Raw genomic sequence first — 17,967 nt, 5'->3', positions numbered from 1 at the left:
TATTTCCCCGAATTTTTTAATTTGATTTTGCTGTTGTTGCTTGCAGTGATTGGATATAGGCGCGCCAGCCGCCAAATTCACTGATATTTTTTGCACCGTTTAGGCCATAAGGTTCACAAATAAAGCCTTTCACCCAACGTCCATCGGCAAGCTCGATATTGCCCATACCCAGTGGTGTTGGAATTTCAGCAACAAATTCACCAAAGCGTGCTTTTGGAATATCCCAAAGCTCGACAATAATTTTTTGACCCGCTTCCTGACGCGCTAAACCTGGTTTTGGCGGTACTGTGCCCGGCAGTGCATAGAGGGCGTAATCGGCAGAAGTCGTTGTGGTTTCAACATGCACGGCTTGGCGTGTTGTCAGTTGGAAATTGAGTGGCATGCCTGTGAGATGTGCGCCTACGACTGCAACTCGAAAATGTTGTGCGGATGGTGCAGACATGACTGAATTTGCTTCAGGCAATGTTTTCGCTACTGCACCGAGTGGTAATTTCAAATGCTTTTGCCATTTTTCGGCAAAATCTGCTAAAGCCGTATCGTGCCAAGCCGGTGCAATGAATGTGATTCCAAAAGGCAGCCCGTCGGCACGAAAGCCTGCAGGTACAGCGATGGCACTAAGGTCTGCTAAATTGGTAAAGTTGGTATAGGTGCCAAAGTGGCTATTATTTTCAATTGGCGATTCAGCCATTTCTGCAAGCGTGTGTATGGTTGGCGAGCTTGGCACCACTAAGGCATCAAATTGCGCTAAGGTTTGCTGAATGTCTCGAGCCAATTCTTGCTTTAAATATTCGGCGTTATAAGCATCAACCGCAGTGTACTGCTGGCCTTTTTGAATAATTTCTAAAACTGTTGGATCAAAGTCGTGTACCGATGTTTCTAATAAGTCTGCAACTGCAGCAGTACGCTCTGCAACCCATGACCCTTGGTAAAGTTGGCTCGCCAATTGACTAAAAGCACTGAAATCAATTTCAGTCAGTTCTGCACCTAAGTTTTTTAATTCAATTAATGCTTGCTGAAATGCATCCGCCGATTGAGCATCGCCAAAAAAATCTAATTGTTTTGGAATGGCTAATTTTAATTGAGCGCTGAATTTTGCAGGTGCTGTTGCTGGGTTCACACGTGAATAGCTGTCGCTTACATCAAAACCTTCCATAACTTCTGCCACTGCAGTTGCATCAACGACAGTTAAAGCAAAAATTGAAATGCAATCTAAGCTTTTACACGCAGGCAGTAAGCCAGTATTTGAAAAGCGACCTTTGGTCGGCTTTAAGCCAACAATATTATTAAATGCTGCGGGTATACGCCCTGAGCCTGCTGTATCTGTACCGAGCGCAATCGGGACTAAACCGCGCGCCACCACACTACCTGAACCTGAACTTGAACCACCGCTTACAAAGTCAGAATTAAAAGTATTCGGCACTGCACCAAATGGCGAACGTGTACCGACCAATCCTGTGGCAAATTGATCTAGATTAGTTTTGCCTACAATAATCGCACCCGCTTGTTTTAAGCGTTGCACCACAAAGGCATTTTCAATTTTGATTTCGGTAAATAATTTGAATGCAGCCGTTGACGCAAAGCCCACCACATCAATATTGTCTTTAACTGCGATAGGCACACCAAATAAAGGCAAAGCAGTAGCATTCTCAATTTGTTTTAAAGCTTCAATCTGCGCAGTTAATTGCTCTATAGAGGCAATGGAAATCCATGCTGGATCTGCATGATCAAATTGCTCGACCAAGGCATATAAGTCTTCCAGTTGAATTGTGTTATTCGTGTAGCCCGCTTTCCATTCCGCTAAAGTCCAGCCTAAAGTTTTTATTGAGTTCATTGATGTGCTCATTCTTGTATCCAAGTTTGAATACTGTATTGCACACATCATGCCAAAATTAATTTTTTATTATTTTTCAATATCTTAATATTAAAAAACAATCATTTACCTATTCTGTATAGGCAGAACAATACGCTAAGTGTTCTATTAAGTTTCTCATCTCCACTATTTTGGTGCATAACTTTTAATATCGTGTTTTCAATAGATTCTTTTCATTTAGATGCGGATATAAATACAGTGAACTTTCTATTTTCACTCTTTATAAACTTTCAATTTAAATGTTTTTATGACTTTGAACTTAGAATAAAAACAACTGAGAAATATTTTGAATTTTATATATAGAAAAAGATACATCAATGATGGCTAAAGCAATATTGGGCTTTGAGATTGATCGGGTTGAATAGAAAAGTAGTAATAAAAAAAAGCTATTGATTCGCAAAATTTAGTTAAACAGTCAAAACTAAAAAATGGTGCGCTCAGCGGGACTCGAACCCACGCCACAGGCTTCGGAGACCTGTACTCTATCCAGTTGAGCTATGAGCGCTTATTTTGGATTGCGCACATCATAACAAAAAAAACTCTAAGGTAAAGCAACTATATAGATGTTAGGTATTTTTCTGCTTAAGCTTTATACAACGTTCTATTTTTAAAATGCAGAATTCCATACGATTTACTTGGTTTATTTGCCCCGATATCGCACAATACTCACACTATTTATAGAGTGAATTATTTATGACTGATGCACTAACGTTAAAGCAGCTGTCAAAAACCTATAAAAATGGGTTTCAGGCGCTTAAAGGTATTGATTTAACAGTACCCGAAGGTGAATTTTATGCACTTTTAGGTCCCAATGGTGCAGGAAAATCTACCACGATTAGTATTATCAGTTCACTTACCCGTAAAACTTCAGGTTCTGTTGAAATCTTTGGGCACAATTTAGATACCCATCCCTCGCATGCAAAGCAGTGTTTGGGCGTTGTACCTCAAGAATTTAACTTTGGTCAATTTGAAAAAACATTTGATATTTTGGTGACTCAAGCTGGTTATTACGGTATTTCTAAAAAGATAGCAGAGAAACGTGCAGAGGAATATTTAGAAAAGCTTGGCCTTTGGGAAAAACGCAGCACCCAAGCACGCATGCTATCGGGCGGTATGAAACGCCGTTTAATGATCGCTCGTGCCATGATGCATGAACCTAAACTGCTGATTTTAGATGAGCCGACTGCTGGTGTTGATATTGAACTACGCCGTTCGATGTGGGATTTCCTCACAGAAATGAACGAAAAAGGTACGTCTATTATTTTAACGACACACTATTTAGAAGAAGCTGAAATGTTGTGCCGTCGAATCGCAATTATTGATCGTGGTGTGATTAAAGAAGACACCAGCATGAAAGGTTTCCTCAGTCAGTTGAATGAAGAAACATTTATTTTCGATCTAGCCGAACCCATTGAACCGATCCATATAGAAATTATTGGTGTCCGTTTCAACTTAGTAGATCCTGTCACCTTAGAAGTCACTATGGATAAAGCCCATACCTTGAATGATTTATTCCAACTCATGGAATCTCAAGGTATTCAGGTTCGAAGTATGCGTAATAAATCTAACCGACTAGAAGAACTATTTGTCCGTATGGTCGAAAAAAATCTTGAAGGTGCAGCACAATGAATTTTAACCAACTGTGTATTGCCCTCTACACCTTAGTGTATAAAGAAATTCGCCGTTTCATGCGTATTTGGCCGCAAACCCTTCTCCCACCGGCAATCACCATGAGTTTGTACTTTGTGATTTTCGGTAATTTAGTCGGTTCACGCATTGGGCAAATGGGTGGTTTTAGCTATATGCAGTTCATCGTGCCCGGTTTAATTATGATGGCGGTCATCACCAATAGCTATGCCAATGTGTCATCCAGTTTCTTTAGTGCAAAATTTCAAAAAAGCATCGAAGAATTAATCATGAGCCCAGTGCCGTTACACATGGTGCTTTGGGGTTATGTGATCGGTGGCGTTTGCCGTGGTGTTTTAGTAGGCTTTATTGTTACTGCCATGAGCCTATTTTTTACTGAATTACACCTGACTAATATATTTATAACTATATATACAGTTCTCATTACTTCGCTGCTGTTTTCTCTTGGCGGATTTATTAATGCTGTTTATGCAAAATCTTTTGACGACATTTCGATTATCCCGACTTTCGTCCTGACTCCGCTGACTTATTTAGGCGGTGTTTTCTATGCCATCTCATCATTGAGTCCTTTTTGGCAAAATCTCTCTTTAATCAACCCTGTCGTGTATATGGTAAATGCATTCCGCTACGGTATTTTGGGCCATAGCGATGTGAATGTCGGCATTTCACTGACAGTAATTACTGCATGTTGCGTTGTACTTTATGGCGTGGCGTATCATTTACTTTCTCGTGGTTCAGGAATGCGTGAATAATGAGTGTAGAACAATCCCTTTTAGGTAAAGACACCAACTACCCAACAGAATATCAACCCGATATTCTGTTTCCGATTGCACGTGCCACTGCACGTGAACAATATGCCCATGTGGAAGGCATCCGCCAAGGTACAGACTGGTGGCATGTTTTTGAAATTTCTTGGTTAAATGCTTCTGGTGTGCCTCAAGTCGCTATTGGCCGTTTAACTTTGCCTGCAAGTTCAGACAACCTCATCGAATCCAAATCTTTAAAGCTCTACTTTAATAGTATGAACTTTACCAAATTTGATTCTCAGGCAGCGTTTAAAGCAACCGTTGAAAAAGACTTATCTGCTGCAGCCAATGCCGCTGTGACTATTGATCTATTTCATGTTGATGAAGTTGAAATTTCAAAACCGCAAGGCATCTGTATTGATGACTTAGAACCCACCCAGTTAGAAAATCATCCAAATGCAGCTTTACTCTCTTTAGATGAAGATGCAGCGCAAGAAGAAGTTGAAATTCAACTTTATTCACATTTATTAAGAAGTAACTGTCCAGTCACGGGTCAACCTGATTGGGGAACGGTATTTATACGGTATAAAGGTACTAAGCCTTGTTATCGTAGTATTCTGGCTTATATTATTTCTTACCGTCAGCATAATGGTTTCCACGAACAATGTGTGGAGCAAATGTTTGCCGATATTTGGCAACATTTAAAACCAAGTGAGCTGATGGTATATGCTGCCTATACACGCCGTGGTGGATTGGATATCAACCCTTGTCGTGTATCGGATTTAACATGGATGCCTCGCCCCATTCGATTGGCGCGACAATAAAAAAATTGAGGTTAGTGATGCCATTTTTTGGTTTTATTCCTTCTGAGGAACTTCTAAGCAGTATCCAAAATGGTCACGCGAAAAAAAATTCGAGTGAACCCCTTTATCCTTTACGTGATAAAACAGCTTTGCTGATTAATGAAGAAATCATTGGTGCAACTATATTAGCTCCTGTTCATCTGTTTCCTGCAAGCGACAAGCGCGACACAGCAGAAAAACTGGCAGGCTATGTCAAATCAACAGTCGCTGTATTGTTAAAGCAGCTATTGGGTAAATCTCCGAATGATGTGGTGAAACAATCCATTGAATTTTCAGAACGAAGTTTATTTCAGGACACAGCCGGCGCTCATCGTGTAGGTCTGAGCTTAGATGCTGGACTAGTCACTAACCTTAAGAACAGTTATGCCGAAATTAAATCGGGTGTAGATATCAATAAAGCTGCTTTTGGTGAACTGTATAAACAGTTTGCCGAAGCTGCAGTGCGTCATTTTATGAATGACTTTAATAAAACACTCGATTTAGGCATGATTAAACGTAAAGCAGCCGATATCGGTTCTTCTGCAGTAATTAAAGCTATTCATATTGCAATTGATAAGATTTTCCCAAATCTAACTAAAGAAGAGCTAGGTGCCCTTGCAGAAGCACATGATGCGATGTTTAACAAATAAATCTCGCTTTTCGTCAAAACCTAGCTTTGGCTAGGTTTTTTTATGGCTAAACGCATAAAATCGAATCCCGATACAATGACTATATAGTCATGCAAACACAGTTCTAGAATTGAACAGATTTTTATTAAAAGAAAGACAGTACATTGATATTCACAATTTTTAAAAATCTACAAAGAACAGGAAGAACCTGAATATAGATCATATTTTAATGTGAGCCGTCATTTTGGCTTAAATTTCAATGCGTCCATTTTAATATTCAATCTCTTTCTTTTTTATCATTCAGTCTATATTTCTACTATATATAGCGACGTTTTCAACAGCATTGAAGCGCTGGCGAACAAAAACTATGTAATGAATAAACCACTGCTTGCATATGGGTGTTTTAGACCGGTACCTTTTTAATCCTGTCCCTTTATTTTTAGATATAACATTGCAACTTTTGTAGCTTCTAAACAGTATTTCGCAACGCGATAAAGTTTACTCGTTCTGCGTTTTTATGACGCATGAGTTTTAGAGTCATCTTTATTTCAAATGATTTGTGAATATTTGCAAGTTATGTAAATGAATATGTCACTTTTCAATATGTTAACTGCGAAAAAACCCTTTGCTTTGTCTTTTTTTGTATATCTATTTATGAAAGCATGCGCTGTCAGTGGTATCTTAGTTGCTATTGGTAACGTTTACCTTTAATGAGCTATGAAACCAGAAGGTCATCACAATTTTCAGGATCTTTTCCCCTCGAAATTTTGTTCATACTCATCGCTAAAGCAACTGGAAATTTTTTATTTATGCTAAATCGAAATTTTTATAAAAAACTATCACATATTGCCATTATGGCCGGTTCAATTTCACTGACCAGTTTTTGTCAGGCTAACGACTTCCAATCTCATCCGGCATATGCAAGCTTTAAACAAAATGCAATGCAAACCTATGGTCTGAGTGAAAATCAAATTGATTGGGCAATGCAAGGCAGTAAAAACCTACCCAACATTATTAGCATTATGAATAGACCTGGTGAATCAAAGCCTTGGTACCAATACAAAACCAATTTTTTAGCTGAAAGTACAATTCAACGCGGCGTTCGCTTCAAAAATCAATATGCCGACACTTTAAATCGTGCAGAACAACAATTTGGTGTGCCTCAATCCGTGATTTTAGGCATTTTGGGTGTTGAAACAGGCTACGGCAGCAATAAAGGTAATTTTATTACCCGTGATGCTTTGGCGACCCTTGGTTTTGGCTATGAACGCCGTGCGCAATATTTCCAAGATGAACTTGCTGCACTGATTGCTTGGTCATATAAAGATGGTGTTCCAACCAACTCTGTCGTCGGTTCATATGCAGGTGCTGTGGGTTATCCTCAATTTATGCCAAGTAACATTCCAAAATTTGGTGTGGACTACGATGGCAATGGTCATGTTGACCTGCGTAATTCAGCTGTCGATGCCATTGGTTCAATTGCAAATTATTTAGCAAATTATGGTTGGCAGCGTAATCAACCGATTGCTTTTGCTGCTCGCTATAGCGGAAACAACCCAGATGCTATTATTGCAAAGGATTTAAACCAGCCAACACCCTATGGTGTACTCAAGGCTCAAGGTGTAACCCCTATGAATCCATTGGTAAAAATCGATGATCTCGATTTAGTCAATGTCATCCAATTGCAAGATAGTTATGGACCAATTTATTACATCACTTATCCAAATTTTCAGGTCATTACAACCTATAACAAAAGCCGTATGTATGCGACTGCACTATGGCTTTTAGGCACTGAAGTTACCAGTCGATAAGACTGGTTTTTTCTTATAGAGCAAAAAAGTCAACAAATATTTTCACCAAAATGAGCATTTATTCGACATTTTACATACCTTGTTACATTATTGATTATTTTTTAACCAACTATTGTTAATTTTTTAGACATTTTCAAAGTATTTTAATTAAACACTAGACAGCCTATTGATGGCATGAATATTATCCATCTCGTTAAATGTAGTTGCAAAAGTGAAATATCAGACGTGTTTACATGGATATCAGCGACTTAGTTGAACCAGTAAATATGCCATTGGGAGATAAACAATGCAGTCATCAATTATTAAATATGCCTTAGCGCTTGCCACGGCAGTTGCGCTAAGTCAGTCACAAGCTGAGATGGTTCAGTCATCATCATTCAATCATGATAATGACAACTCGCGTCTTGCAGCTCGTGTATTGAATAAAGAAGCTCAAAGCTTCAATTCAAACTTTACGAATTTAAGTAGCCTTTCAATCACTGAGCGTTCTGGCGATAAAATTCGTCGTCAAACAATCGCTGCTAAAATCGAAATTCCTGAAGATGAGCCTTCAGTGATTGAAAAGTTAAATACTGTTGCATCGAATACTGTTCGTAAGTTCACTCAAACAGGTACTGCTTCTTGGTACGGTCGTCAATTCCACGGCCGTAAAACAGCAAGCGGTGAAACGTTTGACATGAACGCACTTACAGCAGCACATCGTAGCCTGCCACTTAATTGCTTTATTCGTGTTACGAATCGCAATAATGGTAAAAGCGTCGTGGTGAAAGTAAATGACCGTGGTCCATTCCATGGTAACCGTGTTCTTGATTTATCTTATGGTGCTGCTAAGCAATTGGGTATTACCAGTGCAGGTACTGCAAATGTGAGCATTGAACGCGTAGACGGTCCAAATTCTTAATTCTCCAATGAAGTGACTGCATTTAACAGACCACGCCTAGCGTGGTTTTTTATTTGAAGCCTCTTAGCCTTTCAAATCATCAGTAATCCTGATTTTGACCCTTCCCGCATTCTTGTTTATATTGAAGTCCTTCCCCATGATTAAGGACTATCATGAAAACAATCAACGAATGGTTTGATGAATACAGCGAAAGTCATCAAAATAAAACCAATAAAATGATTCACTGGATTTGCGTACCCACGATTTATTTTTCAATCGTTGGCATATTGGCGTATTTTAGTGCGCTACTTACTGCTGTCTTACTTGCTTTAGCATTTATCTTTTACGCACGTTTAGACATTGTCCTTGCTGTTGCAATGGCCGCGTTAACGTTAATCATGGTATGGCTAATTTGGGTACTACCAGTTGGTTATGGCTTTTATATCGCACTCTTTGTATTCGCATGGATTGGTCAATTTTATGGCCATAAAATTGAAGGTAAAAAGCCCTCTTTTTTCAAAGATCTCCAATTCCTCCTCATTGGCCCTATTTGGTGTTTAGATACATTTACAGGCAAAGTACTTGGTAATTGGAAAACACGCCATAAATCGCAAATAAAGAGCATTTAGAGCACGATTAATTTCATGGATCTCTTTTTCACTTCTTCCACATCGGTTTTCTTCATATTCGATGCTTAAAACCCTATTGTTTATAGGTGTATTTATCTCTGGTATTTCCAATCATTTTTTCTATTTATACGACCAAAAAGCCAGTGTTTAAACACTGGCTTTTACTCAATATGGTTAATCCAATTTTATGTTGATAGCTTCATCTGAATCATAATCATTTAAATGACTAAAGTTAAAAATGACTACTTGATTTTTATTGATAGGTTTTACCTTGATGCTTTAACCAACCATCCTGATGACGTCCATTCGGATCGTGATGTGTCCAGTGCATCACACCCCCCTGATCTGAATATTCATATTCACCGTAAAATTGAACTGTATCGCCTTTTTGCAAGTTATCAATTCGTGGAGCAAGATCGATATTATGCGCGACTAAAAGCGTTTGACCATTATTTAAGGTCAAAATGAACTTTTGATGGCGACTACCTTCATTATCATCTCGAAGTACCGCTTTCACTCGACCTGTACCCTCAACCTGAACATTACTGAGTTTATTTTTAAATGCATGCGCAATAACATCTTCAGCACTCTGCCCTTTTTGTTGAGCATTTACAGGTTGTACTGATTCTATTTGTGGCTGTGCGTTTTGTTCCGCTGTCGTCTGAACTTGTGCAGATTTTTGTTGTTGTAAATCGATTCCGAAATAAGCGGCTGTAAGCGCAACAATAATTCCGCCGATGGTTAAATTTGTTTTGTTTGCCATAAGATAGTTTAAATTTAAATTTTCAACTCATTATAGTCATTAATATGGATAAAAATAGAATCTATGCACAAGAATGCACACAATATAAAGTTTAAATAGCTTTGAAATCAGTAAAGCTACAGCCATAAAAAAAGCCCTCTAAAACGAGGGCTTTTTTCTACAAATAATCAGAGATTATTTTGCAGCAGCTTGAGCAGCAGCAACTTCTTCAGCGAAAGAAAGTTCAGCTTTTTTCTCAATACCTTCACCAACTTCGAAACGTACGAAGTTAGCAACAGTAGTACCAGTTGCTTTAAGAACTTCTGCAACTTTCTTATCGTTGTCGATAACGTACATTTGGTTCTCAAGAACAACTTCGTTCAAGTATTTCTGAACTGAACCAGTTACCATTTTTTCAACGATGTTTGCTGGTTTACCAGATTCAATTGCTTTCGCTTCAGCAATTTCTTTTTCTTTAGCGATAAGTTCAGCAGAAACGCCAGCTTCGTTTACAGCAACTGGGTTAAATGCAGCGATGTGCATAGCCAAACCTTTACCAGTTTCAGCATCACCAGCATATGCAACTACAACACCGATTTTTAAACCGTGTTTGTAAACTGCAAGGTTGTCGCCTTCAACGATTTGAGCACGACGTACTTGGATGTTTTCACCGATTTTTTGAACAAGCGCAATACGAGCTTCTTCAACAGTAGCACCATCTTCAAGTTTCAATTCAGCAATTTGAGCAACGTCAGTTACACCAGCAGCAAGCGCAGCAGCAGCAACTTTAGCAGAGAAACCAGCAAAGTTTTCGTCTTTAGCAACGAAGTCAGTTTGACAGTTCACTTCTAAAAGGATTGCTTTATTACCTTCTTGAGCGATAGTGATCGCGCCGTCAGCAGCAATGTTACCTGCTTTTTTAGCAGCTTTAGCTTGACCAGATTTACGAAGGTTGTCGATCGCTAATTCGATGTCACCGCCCGCTTCTGTTAATGCTTTTTTACATTCCATCATTGCAAGACCAGTACGATCGCGCAATTCTTTAACCATGCTTGCTGTAACTGCAGTCATGTTAATCTCCTAAATACGGTAGAAAATGAATTCTTTTTTAGAACAGAAACGGCCCAGAGCTGTCTCTTGGGCCGTCTGCATACATGACGCTTACTTTGCCACCATCACGTGTCGCAAAAATGACAAGCTTACGTCAAACGCATTAAGCCTCAGAAGCAGGAGCTTCTTCGCCTTTAGCTTGTGCATTTGCTTGTGATTGAGCATATTCTTTACCAGCAAGAATCGCATCAGCCATAGCAGAAGCGTAAAGAGTAACTGCACGGATCGCATCGTCGTTACCAGGAATAACGTAGTCTACGTTGTCTGGGTTAGAGTTTGTATCAACGATACCGATTACAGGAATACCAAGGTTTTTAGCTTCTTTAATTGCAATTGCTTCGTGATCAACATCGATTACGAATAATGCGTCAGGTAAACCACCCATGTTTTTAACGCCGCCAAGAGCGCGTTCAAGTTTTTCCATCTCACGAGTACGTTCTAAAGCTTCACGTTTAGTAAGTTTAGCGAAAGTACCGTCAGTAGATTGAGTTTGAAGGTCTTTTAGACGGTTGATTGACTGGCGAAGAGTTTTCCAGTTAGTCAACATACCACCCAACCAGCGGTGATCAACATATGGTTGACCTGCACGTTGAGCTTGTTCACGGATGATTGCAGAAGCTGCACGTTTTGTACCAACGAACAAAACTTTGTTCTTTTTGCTTGCCAAGTTGTTAGCAAAGTTCAAAGCATCATTTAACGCAGGAACAGTGTGCTCAAGGTTGATGATGTGAATTTTGTTGCGCGCGCCGAAGATGTATTCGCGCATTTTTGGATTCCAAAAACGTGTTTGGTGACCGAAGTGTGCGCCTGCTTGAAGAAGGTCGCGCATGCTTACGTTGTAATCTGCCATTTTCTTTACCTTAAAGTTTGGGTTAGGCCTCCATATACCCGCATTCTCCACCTAAAAAGGCACCCAGAGAAATGTGTCGATATATGTGCGGATTTTATTGCCCCATCGCACAAAGCTCGTGAAAGATATTCACGAAAAAGCATTTGATAAAATGGGCGGCTATTTATACCATAGTCACATACAAATTTCCAAAAGTTTTTAGAGATCATGAACAGTACTTACGAAGCTCCACGTCGATTAATTAAAACGCCTGACGAAATTGAAAAAATGCGCGTCGCGGGTCGACTGGCGGCAGAAGTTTTGGATATGATCAAACCGCATATTGTTCCAGGTGTGACTACCCTAGAACTTGATACGATTTGTCATGACTATATTGTCAATAAACAAGAAGCTATTCCTGCATGTTTAGGTTATGGCGCTGCGCCGGGTCGTCCAGCATTTCAGCACGTTATCTGCACTTCAGTTAACCATGTGGTGTGTCACGGTATTCCATCTGAAAGCAAAAAATTAAAAAAAGGTGACATCTTAAACATCGATGTCACTGTGATCAAAGATGGTTACCATGGTGATACCAACATGATGTACATCGTGGGTGGTGAAACCACTATTTTAGCGAACCGTTTATGCAAAGTTGCCCAAGAAGCCATGTACCGTGGTATGGCGGTGGTAAAACCAGGCGCAACCATGGGCGACATCGGCCATGCTATTCAACAATATGTTGAATCAGAACGTTTTGGTGTTGTACGTGAATATTGTGGTCATGGTATTGGTACCGTTTTCCATGACGAACCACAAGTTTTACACTACGGTCAACCAAATACAGGCATGATCTTAGAAGAAGGCATGACATTCACGATTGAACCAATGGTGAATGGTGGCGACTGGAAAACCAAACTTCTTGGCGATAAATGGACTGTCGTGACTAAAGATCATAGCTTGTCTGCACAGTACGAACACACGCTACTTGTAACAAAAAATGGTGTAGAAGTGCTAACTGCTCGCCCTGAAGAAGATTTATCGCGTTTTGTTCAATAAGCAAAGTATTTGAAGTATAAAATTTAATTAAAAAGGTCACACATATTGTGGCCTTTTTTATGCCTTTTTTTATCCTTGACTTTAAGATTTTTCCATAAAATTTGATTAAAAATTTAAGTAACTCAATGTAAATTTTCTCAATTATAGGCTTAGGATGGAATATCACACTTTTTTGCACATTGTTGATTTTGCCACTCCCCATTACTGTGCATTTAAGCTAAGATAGTGTGCTTTTTATTTTTTAATCCCTATAAGAAGGAATACTGCCGTGGACGTACGTCTGTCTGATCGTGTAAATAGCATCAAACCGTCCCCTACACTTGCTGTTACTAACAAAGCTGCTGAATTGAAAGCTGCTGGTAAAAACGTAATTGGTTTAGGCGCAGGTGAACCGGATTTCGATACCCCACAACACATCAAAGATGCTGCAATTGCTGCTATCAACAATGGCTTCACTAAATATACAGCTGTTGACGGTACTCCAGGTCTTAAAAAAGCAATTATTGCTAAATTAAAACGCGACAATAACCTTGATTACGCTGCAAACCAAATCTTGGTTTCTTGTGGTGGTAAACAATCTTTCTTTAACTTGGCACTTGCTTTGTTAAACAAAGGTGACGAAGTAATTATCCCTGCTCCTTACTGGGTAAGCTACCCAGACATGGTGATCATTGCTGAAGGTACTCCTGTAATCGTGAAATGTGGTGAAGACCAACGTTTCAAAATTACGCCTGCTCAATTAGAAGCTGCAATCACTGACAAAACTCGTTTAGTGGTTCTAAACAGCCCTTCTAACCCAACAGGTATGATCTACACTAAAGAAGAATTGCTTGCTTTAGCTGACGTACTACGTAAATACCCAGAAGTTTTAGTTGCTTCTGATGACATGTACGAACCAATCCGTTGGGACGACGAATTCTACAACATCGCAACAGTTGCACCAGACCTTTACGATCGCGTAATCGTTCTTAACGGTGTATCTAAAGCTTATGCAATGACTGGCTGGCGTATTGGCTACGCAGCGGGCCCTGCTAAACTTATTGGTGCGATGAAAAAAATCCAATCTCAATCAACTTCAAACCCAACTTCTATTTCGCAAGTTGCTGCTGAAGCTGCATTGAATGGCCCTCAAGACGTTCTTGAGCCAATGATTGAAGCATTCAAACGCCGTCACGACCTAGTTGTGAAAGGCTTGAACGACATCAACGGTATTACTTGCCTTCCTGCTGATGGTGCATTCTATGCATACGCAAACATCCGTCCATTGATTCGTGCAAAAGGTTTAAAATCTTGCACAGAATTCTCTGCATGGTTATTGGAAGAAACTGGTGTTGCAGTAGTTCCAGGTGATGCGTTCGGTCTAGGTGGTTATATGCGTATTTCTTATGCAACTGCAGACGAAGTTCTTGTAGATGCGCTTGCACGTATCAAGAAAGCTGCTGACTCAATCGAAGGCGTAGACGCTGCGATTGCTTCAATTGCTGCTGAAAAATAATTTGATCCAAAGATCAAATCAAAAAACCCGCGATATTCGCGGGTTTTTTTATACTCATCAAAAAAATAAATTAATACGCTTCACTTCTACACGCTTTTGATCAATTTTTTTCGCGGTACAAACTAAATAAGAAAGCTCATCCAGCCCATTTGACTTCCTTCAAATCGACTTAAATATTAAAAAACCAAACGATAAAACCTAAAACTAACCTTCATATTCAAATCTTTAGTTTGCATTCTTTTTACGTTTTCAGCTATGTTATTTAAATAAGTTCCATTTTAGAACCCAAAACAACCACAAAACTAACCTATCCAGAGATATACCAATGAACATCAAAGAAATGACTGGACTAGAAATTTTAAAGGCAATGATGCAAGGCCAAATTCCACCTGCAAGCATTAGTGAAATTATTCCAATGCAACCCAAAAAGATTGAGCAAGGTAATGTAGAGTTTGTTGTAAAAGCCGATCAGCGCCATTTAAATCCACTTGGTGGTGTGCATGGTGGCTTTGCAGCAACAGTCTTAGATACAGTTACAGGGTGTGTCGTACACTCGGCATTAGAAGCTGGTATAGGCTATGGCACCATTGATCTCAATATAAAAATGTGTCGACCTATCCCTAAAAATCAAGATTTAACCGCAATAGGCCATTTAATTAATATCAGTAAAAATTTAGGGATTTCTGAAGGGAAAATTATTGATGACAATGGCAAGCTTTATGCGCATGAAACTGCAACCTGCATGATTATACGTCCTTAATATTTTATTTTTCTGCTCACAATTCAATGCGAGCAGATGATGATTCAAACTTAAATTGCTGAATGTAAGGCGCGAATTAATTGGCCTTCGCTTAGATCAATGCGATTACTGCCCTTTTGAAAGCAGTAATATTTTAAAGCACTATCTAACTCAACATGAAGTTCCCGTTGTTCTGAAATAGACCATACTTTAGAACGATTTGAGCCTGATAATGCATTACCTGCCAATTGGTATAAATACAAGTCTTGCTTGCGTTGCAAAGGCACACGACGACCATCATCTTGATGTTCAAAACGTAAATGACATGGCTCGTTGATCAACCATTTTTCACTAAACCACAGTTGTAATAAGTCACCTAATACCAAGTCACGTCGACCCAAAGGCCAAACGTCAACGTATGCACCTTCGACAGGTGTTTGATATTGCTCTTGGTTACAGATAATGGAAAGATAGTTTTCTTGGTAAAAAGAAAAATTTGAAAAAATCTGAGAAATAGTCAGCGTATTCATTCGCTTTCTCCTGTTTAGCCATTTTAGTGCTGGCAAGTTGGGTTTAAATCCACACTGTTTAAACATATGTTTAAACGCTCTGTTGTTGCATTCAGACTATCAATTGAATTTTTTCTTTGCAAGCCTAAGATTCATTTTTTCTAAAAAATCATTCTTTTTGTTCAAATAAAAAACATCTATCACGCATTTCTCCTCATATTCGTATTTTTAGCTTGACCCTCCTCAAAATCTGCTTATAATCGCATTCAGATTCTCCAATAGCTCAGTCGGTAGAGCGACGGACTGTTAATCCGCAGGTCCCTGGTTCGAGCCCAGGTTGGAGAGCCAAATTCTAAAGCCCATTTATTTAAATGGGCTTTTTTAATGCCTATGATTTACATATAATCTATAAGTCATTGTCATTAAAATAAAAAAATGTTCATTCAAGTTGATGCTGAATCAAATAAAACTGCCTTAAGACACTACCTCACTGCATTCATTTTTCTTTTAATTATTATCAGCCCATTTGCAATTTATTTGGTGAGCTGCACACCCGAAAGTGAAATTGAGCAACATTTCAAAACGCCACCCAATTTATATAATAGTGAAACCAACACCCTTCTTGACAGCAGCCTACAATGGTTGATTCCACCTCAGCAGATTCAAAATCACAATACTATTCCGGAAATATCTGAATCTGTATTGAACGAGATGACAGAAGGACAATATTGGGCGAGCACACCGATTACACTGCAAAACCAATCCGATCAACTGTATGTTCATATTGATTTTGCAGGTCAGCAACAAACTCGAAAAGATCTTGAAATTTCGGTACTGCCGTTATGTATTGTTCACGAAAAAGAAACACCATGTATGAAAGCTGGGTTAAATGCAAGTGGACAACTCTTTAACATCTCAACTCAAACAAATACGAAATATCACACATTGGAAACCAATAAGTCTTGGATGTTTTATGGCCATGATTTCCAACAAAATTATATTATTCCACCGCAAGCCACACTCAAATTTTTAGTTAAAGCCAACATCCCTGAACACTTAACCCTGCAATGGCTTCGCCTAAGCATCAGTACTAGCCCCATTGTTGAGAAACAGCAGAATTATATGCTCATGACGCAAAACAGTATAAGAATAAAATATGCACTTGCTCTATTGCCACTCTTCACATTCGCTTTGATGCACATTTTTCAAGGGCTTGAAAGCCTTCGTAATTTATCTATCGGCGCACTTTCAGCACTTTTATTTGCTATCAACACCATCATTTGGGATATCCACTATATGGTCATTGGTTGCCTGATTTTATGTTTTGCAAGTATCTGTTATTGTTTTGAGAGCCGATATTATCGATTGCTCTATTTAACGGGTTATTTACTGATTGCAGGCTATTCGCAGCAATATTATGGTGGTTTTAATAAACACTTTTTCACTCAAACCAGTTTAATTTTATTGATAGGTTTATCGATGTTTTATCTTGAACCTAAAGATAGCTAAATCATTTTCATAAAAAAGCTCCGCAAATCGCAGAGCTTTTTCTCTTTTTATCACCTCAGATCACATTAAAACTCAAGGTATATTTATATCGTTTTAATGCGTCTCCCTTCATTTCAAAAGGCTGTTGATAGTCAATTTTCAGTAAATACTGACCACGATCTGCTAGGTTTAAATTTAAGTTTCCATCTTGATCAGTTTTAAGCGTTTTATAAACCTTTCCTTCACGGCTGTAATCCGTCGTTTGCTGCAAAATTTCAATCTGCAAACCCGCAACCGCTTTTTTCTGATCTAGCACTTTCAGTTGTACTGGCTCATTTTGCATAATGGCATTCGGATGAGTTTTAAATTGCACATCAAAACCATCATGTAAATGATTCACCACTTGTGTAGACGTTACACGACGTGATACAAAAGTTTCAATGATTTCTTGGGTTTGAATGCTTTTGATTTGCGACTTTTTAGACAACTCCGCTGTGTAAATAACATTTGCATTCACAGTTTTTTGAAGATCACGCGCACCATTAATTAACGCTTTCCACTGCTTTTGATCATAAGCAAAACGCGCTGTACTTCCCTGTTTTTCACCACGAATACGATACGTGCCATCCTGCTTATTTTCTAAACTATAACTGCTGACCGTTTGCGTTTTTACCCAATCGGCATCTGTTAAATGCAGCTTATCACCTGATGGTGTATGTACATGGAAATTAAAGTTTTTAATGGCTATTTCAGAAACAAACGGATTGTCATAAAAACCAGAAAGAATGGCACTATGATTATTAAATGTTTGATAGTTTAATGGCGCCACATAAGGATAATGCGCTTCAGCCTGACCAACCGTACACAAAGCGATAAAGAGTAAAGTGAATTGTAATTTCATATTAAATAAGTGAGCTTAAATTGTTTGATTCATAGAGATCGTTT

17 protein-coding genes and 2 tRNA genes are annotated in these 17,967 nt (G+C 38.9%); 12 read left to right on the top strand and 7 right to left on the bottom strand.

The window, feature by feature from the left end; all coding sequences use genetic code 11:
• Nucleotides 1–16: 16 nt before the first annotated feature.
• Together atzF and MST18_RS05465 are read right to left on the bottom strand one after the other, a co-directional pair.
• Nucleotides 17–1,831, bottom strand: coding sequence for an allophanate hydrolase (gene atzF / locus MST18_RS05470; protein WP_180132871.1), 1,815 nt, complete (start codon nucleotides 1,829–1,831; stop codon nucleotides 17–19).
• A 468-nt stretch (nucleotides 1,832–2,299) separates the two neighbouring features.
• Nucleotides 2,300–2,375 (bottom strand) — tRNA-Arg (locus MST18_RS05465).
• 188 nt (nucleotides 2,376–2,563) lie between these two features.
• On the opposite strand from MST18_RS05465, the gene MST18_RS05460 reads away from it, so the two are divergent.
• From MST18_RS05460 to MST18_RS05430, 7 genes are all read left to right on the top strand, one after another.
• Entirely contained in the window at nucleotides 2,564–3,499 is a 936-nt protein-coding gene (locus tag MST18_RS05460; RefSeq protein WP_180120765.1) for an ABC transporter ATP-binding protein, read from the top strand.
• Nucleotides 3,496–4,269: an ABC transporter permease gene (locus MST18_RS05455; RefSeq protein ID WP_111883995.1), complete on the top strand. Its 774-nt coding sequence runs from the start codon at nucleotides 3,496–3,498 to the stop codon at nucleotides 4,267–4,269. Before MST18_RS05460 ends, MST18_RS05455 begins: the two co-directional genes overlap by 4 nt.
• On the top strand, nucleotides 4,269–5,087 hold the full coding sequence (queF, locus tag MST18_RS05450) for an NADPH-dependent 7-cyano-7-deazaguanine reductase QueF (protein ID WP_180132872.1): 819 nt from the start codon (nucleotides 4,269–4,271) through the stop codon (nucleotides 5,085–5,087). The genes MST18_RS05455 and queF overlap by 1 nt, the downstream gene beginning before the upstream one ends.
• A 17-nt stretch (nucleotides 5,088–5,104) precedes the next feature.
• Complete coding sequence (locus MST18_RS05445; RefSeq protein ID WP_180129348.1) at nucleotides 5,105–5,755, top strand: hypothetical protein; 651 nt, start codon at nucleotides 5,105–5,107, stop codon at nucleotides 5,753–5,755.
• A gap of 788 nt (nucleotides 5,756–6,543) precedes the next feature.
• On the top strand, nucleotides 6,544–7,545 hold the full coding sequence (gene mltB, locus MST18_RS05440) for a lytic murein transglycosylase B (protein WP_078191987.1): 1,002 nt from the start codon (nucleotides 6,544–6,546) through the stop codon (nucleotides 7,543–7,545).
• 286 nt (nucleotides 7,546–7,831) lie between these two features.
• A complete protein-coding gene (locus tag MST18_RS05435) occupies nucleotides 7,832–8,446 on the top strand; it encodes a septal ring lytic transglycosylase RlpA family protein (protein ID WP_180007647.1) in 615 nt (204 codons plus the stop codon).
• A 152-nt stretch (nucleotides 8,447–8,598) separates the two neighbouring features.
• A complete protein-coding gene (locus tag MST18_RS05430) occupies nucleotides 8,599–9,054 on the top strand; it encodes a DUF962 domain-containing protein (protein ID WP_180132873.1) in 456 nt (151 codons plus the stop codon).
• Nucleotides 9,055–9,307: 253 nt separating this feature from the next.
• On the opposite strand, the gene MST18_RS05425 is transcribed toward MST18_RS05430, so the two are convergent.
• From MST18_RS05425 to rpsB, 3 genes are all read right to left on the bottom strand, one after another.
• Complete coding sequence (locus tag MST18_RS05425) at nucleotides 9,308–9,817, bottom strand: DUF3465 domain-containing protein (RefSeq protein WP_180132874.1); 510 nt, start codon at nucleotides 9,815–9,817, stop codon at nucleotides 9,308–9,310.
• A gap of 174 nt (nucleotides 9,818–9,991) precedes the next feature.
• The gene (gene tsf, locus MST18_RS05420; RefSeq protein ID WP_180066391.1) at nucleotides 9,992–10,867 is read right to left on the bottom strand and encodes a translation elongation factor Ts; all 876 of its coding nucleotides are present in this window, start codon (nucleotides 10,865–10,867) and stop codon (nucleotides 9,992–9,994) included.
• A 142-nt stretch (nucleotides 10,868–11,009) separates the two neighbouring features.
• A complete protein-coding gene (gene rpsB, locus MST18_RS05415) occupies nucleotides 11,010–11,756 on the bottom strand; it encodes a 30S ribosomal protein S2 (RefSeq protein ID WP_078190314.1) in 747 nt (248 codons plus the stop codon).
• 207 nt (nucleotides 11,757–11,963) lie between these two features.
• On the opposite strand from rpsB, the gene map reads away from it, so the two are divergent.
• From map to MST18_RS05400, 3 genes are all read left to right on the top strand, one after another.
• Nucleotides 11,964–12,791, top strand: coding sequence for a type I methionyl aminopeptidase (gene map / locus MST18_RS05410; RefSeq protein WP_180003232.1), 828 nt, complete (start codon nucleotides 11,964–11,966; stop codon nucleotides 12,789–12,791).
• Between the two features lie 268 nt (nucleotides 12,792–13,059).
• Complete coding sequence (locus tag MST18_RS05405; RefSeq protein ID WP_111883988.1) at nucleotides 13,060–14,286, top strand: pyridoxal phosphate-dependent aminotransferase; 1,227 nt, start codon at nucleotides 13,060–13,062, stop codon at nucleotides 14,284–14,286.
• A gap of 325 nt (nucleotides 14,287–14,611) precedes the next feature.
• On the top strand, nucleotides 14,612–15,046 hold the full coding sequence (locus tag MST18_RS05400) for a PaaI family thioesterase (protein WP_180132875.1): 435 nt from the start codon (nucleotides 14,612–14,614) through the stop codon (nucleotides 15,044–15,046).
• 50 nt (nucleotides 15,047–15,096) lie between these two features.
• Here MST18_RS05400 and MST18_RS05395 read toward each other — a convergent pair whose 3' ends face one another.
• Nucleotides 15,097–15,555 (bottom strand): hypothetical protein, encoded by a 459-nt coding sequence (locus MST18_RS05395; RefSeq protein WP_180132876.1) that lies wholly within the window; start codon nucleotides 15,553–15,555, stop codon nucleotides 15,097–15,099.
• Nucleotides 15,556–15,806: 251 nt separating this feature from the next.
• Here MST18_RS05395 and MST18_RS05390 point away from each other — a divergent pair.
• Nucleotides 15,807–15,882, top strand: a tRNA-Asn gene (locus tag MST18_RS05390).
• A gap of 87 nt (nucleotides 15,883–15,969) precedes the next feature.
• The gene (locus tag MST18_RS05385; RefSeq protein ID WP_180132877.1) at nucleotides 15,970–17,043 is read left to right on the top strand and encodes a hypothetical protein; all 1,074 of its coding nucleotides are present in this window, start codon (nucleotides 15,970–15,972) and stop codon (nucleotides 17,041–17,043) included.
• A gap of 55 nt (nucleotides 17,044–17,098) precedes the next feature.
• Here MST18_RS05385 and MST18_RS05380 read toward each other — a convergent pair whose 3' ends face one another.
• Complete coding sequence (locus MST18_RS05380; RefSeq protein ID WP_180132878.1) at nucleotides 17,099–17,923, bottom strand: DUF4198 domain-containing protein; 825 nt, start codon at nucleotides 17,921–17,923, stop codon at nucleotides 17,099–17,101.
• Between the last annotated feature and the right edge of the window lie 44 nt (nucleotides 17,924–17,967).

This window comes from Acinetobacter sp. YH12068_T (genome assembly GCF_024606005.1).
Taxonomy (GTDB): domain Bacteria; phylum Pseudomonadota; class Gammaproteobacteria; order Pseudomonadales; family Moraxellaceae; genus Acinetobacter; species Acinetobacter amyesii.
The sequence above is the reverse complement of the archived record's forward strand: the minus strand, read 5'-3'. Positions and strand labels throughout refer to the sequence as shown.

What these genes read in the sequence shown, in the direction of transcription:
- atzF (WP_180132871.1), bottom strand. Translation starts at nt 1,831, where the DNA reads ATGAACTCAATAAAAACTTTAGGCTGGACTTTAGCGGAATGGAAAGCG.
- MST18_RS05460 (WP_180120765.1), top strand. Translation starts at nt 2,564, where the DNA reads ATGACTGATGCACTAACGTTAAAGCAGCTGTCAAAAACCTATAAAAAT.
- MST18_RS05455 (WP_111883995.1), top strand. Translation starts at nt 3,496, where the DNA reads ATGAATTTTAACCAACTGTGTATTGCCCTCTACACCTTAGTGTATAAA.
- queF (WP_180132872.1), top strand. Translation starts at nt 4,269, where the DNA reads ATGAGTGTAGAACAATCCCTTTTAGGTAAAGACACCAACTACCCAACA.
- MST18_RS05445 (WP_180129348.1), top strand. Translation starts at nt 5,105, where the DNA reads ATGCCATTTTTTGGTTTTATTCCTTCTGAGGAACTTCTAAGCAGTATC.
- mltB (WP_078191987.1), top strand. Translation starts at nt 6,544, where the DNA reads ATGCTAAATCGAAATTTTTATAAAAAACTATCACATATTGCCATTATG.
- MST18_RS05435 (WP_180007647.1), top strand. Translation starts at nt 7,832, where the DNA reads ATGCAGTCATCAATTATTAAATATGCCTTAGCGCTTGCCACGGCAGTT.
- MST18_RS05430 (WP_180132873.1), top strand. Translation starts at nt 8,599, where the DNA reads ATGAAAACAATCAACGAATGGTTTGATGAATACAGCGAAAGTCATCAA.
- MST18_RS05425 (WP_180132874.1), bottom strand. Translation starts at nt 9,817, where the DNA reads ATGGCAAACAAAACAAATTTAACCATCGGCGGAATTATTGTTGCGCTT.
- tsf (WP_180066391.1), bottom strand. Translation starts at nt 10,867, where the DNA reads ATGACTGCAGTTACAGCAAGCATGGTTAAAGAATTGCGCGATCGTACT.
- rpsB (WP_078190314.1), bottom strand. Translation starts at nt 11,756, where the DNA reads ATGGCAGATTACAACGTAAGCATGCGCGACCTTCTTCAAGCAGGCGCA.
- map (WP_180003232.1), top strand. Translation starts at nt 11,964, where the DNA reads ATGAACAGTACTTACGAAGCTCCACGTCGATTAATTAAAACGCCTGAC.
- MST18_RS05400 (WP_180132875.1), top strand. Translation starts at nt 14,612, where the DNA reads ATGAACATCAAAGAAATGACTGGACTAGAAATTTTAAAGGCAATGATG.
- MST18_RS05395 (WP_180132876.1), bottom strand. Translation starts at nt 15,555, where the DNA reads ATGAATACGCTGACTATTTCTCAGATTTTTTCAAATTTTTCTTTTTAC.
- MST18_RS05385 (WP_180132877.1), top strand. Translation starts at nt 15,970, where the DNA reads ATGTTCATTCAAGTTGATGCTGAATCAAATAAAACTGCCTTAAGACAC.
- MST18_RS05380 (WP_180132878.1), bottom strand. Translation starts at nt 17,923, where the DNA reads ATGAAATTACAATTCACTTTACTCTTTATCGCTTTGTGTACGGTTGGT.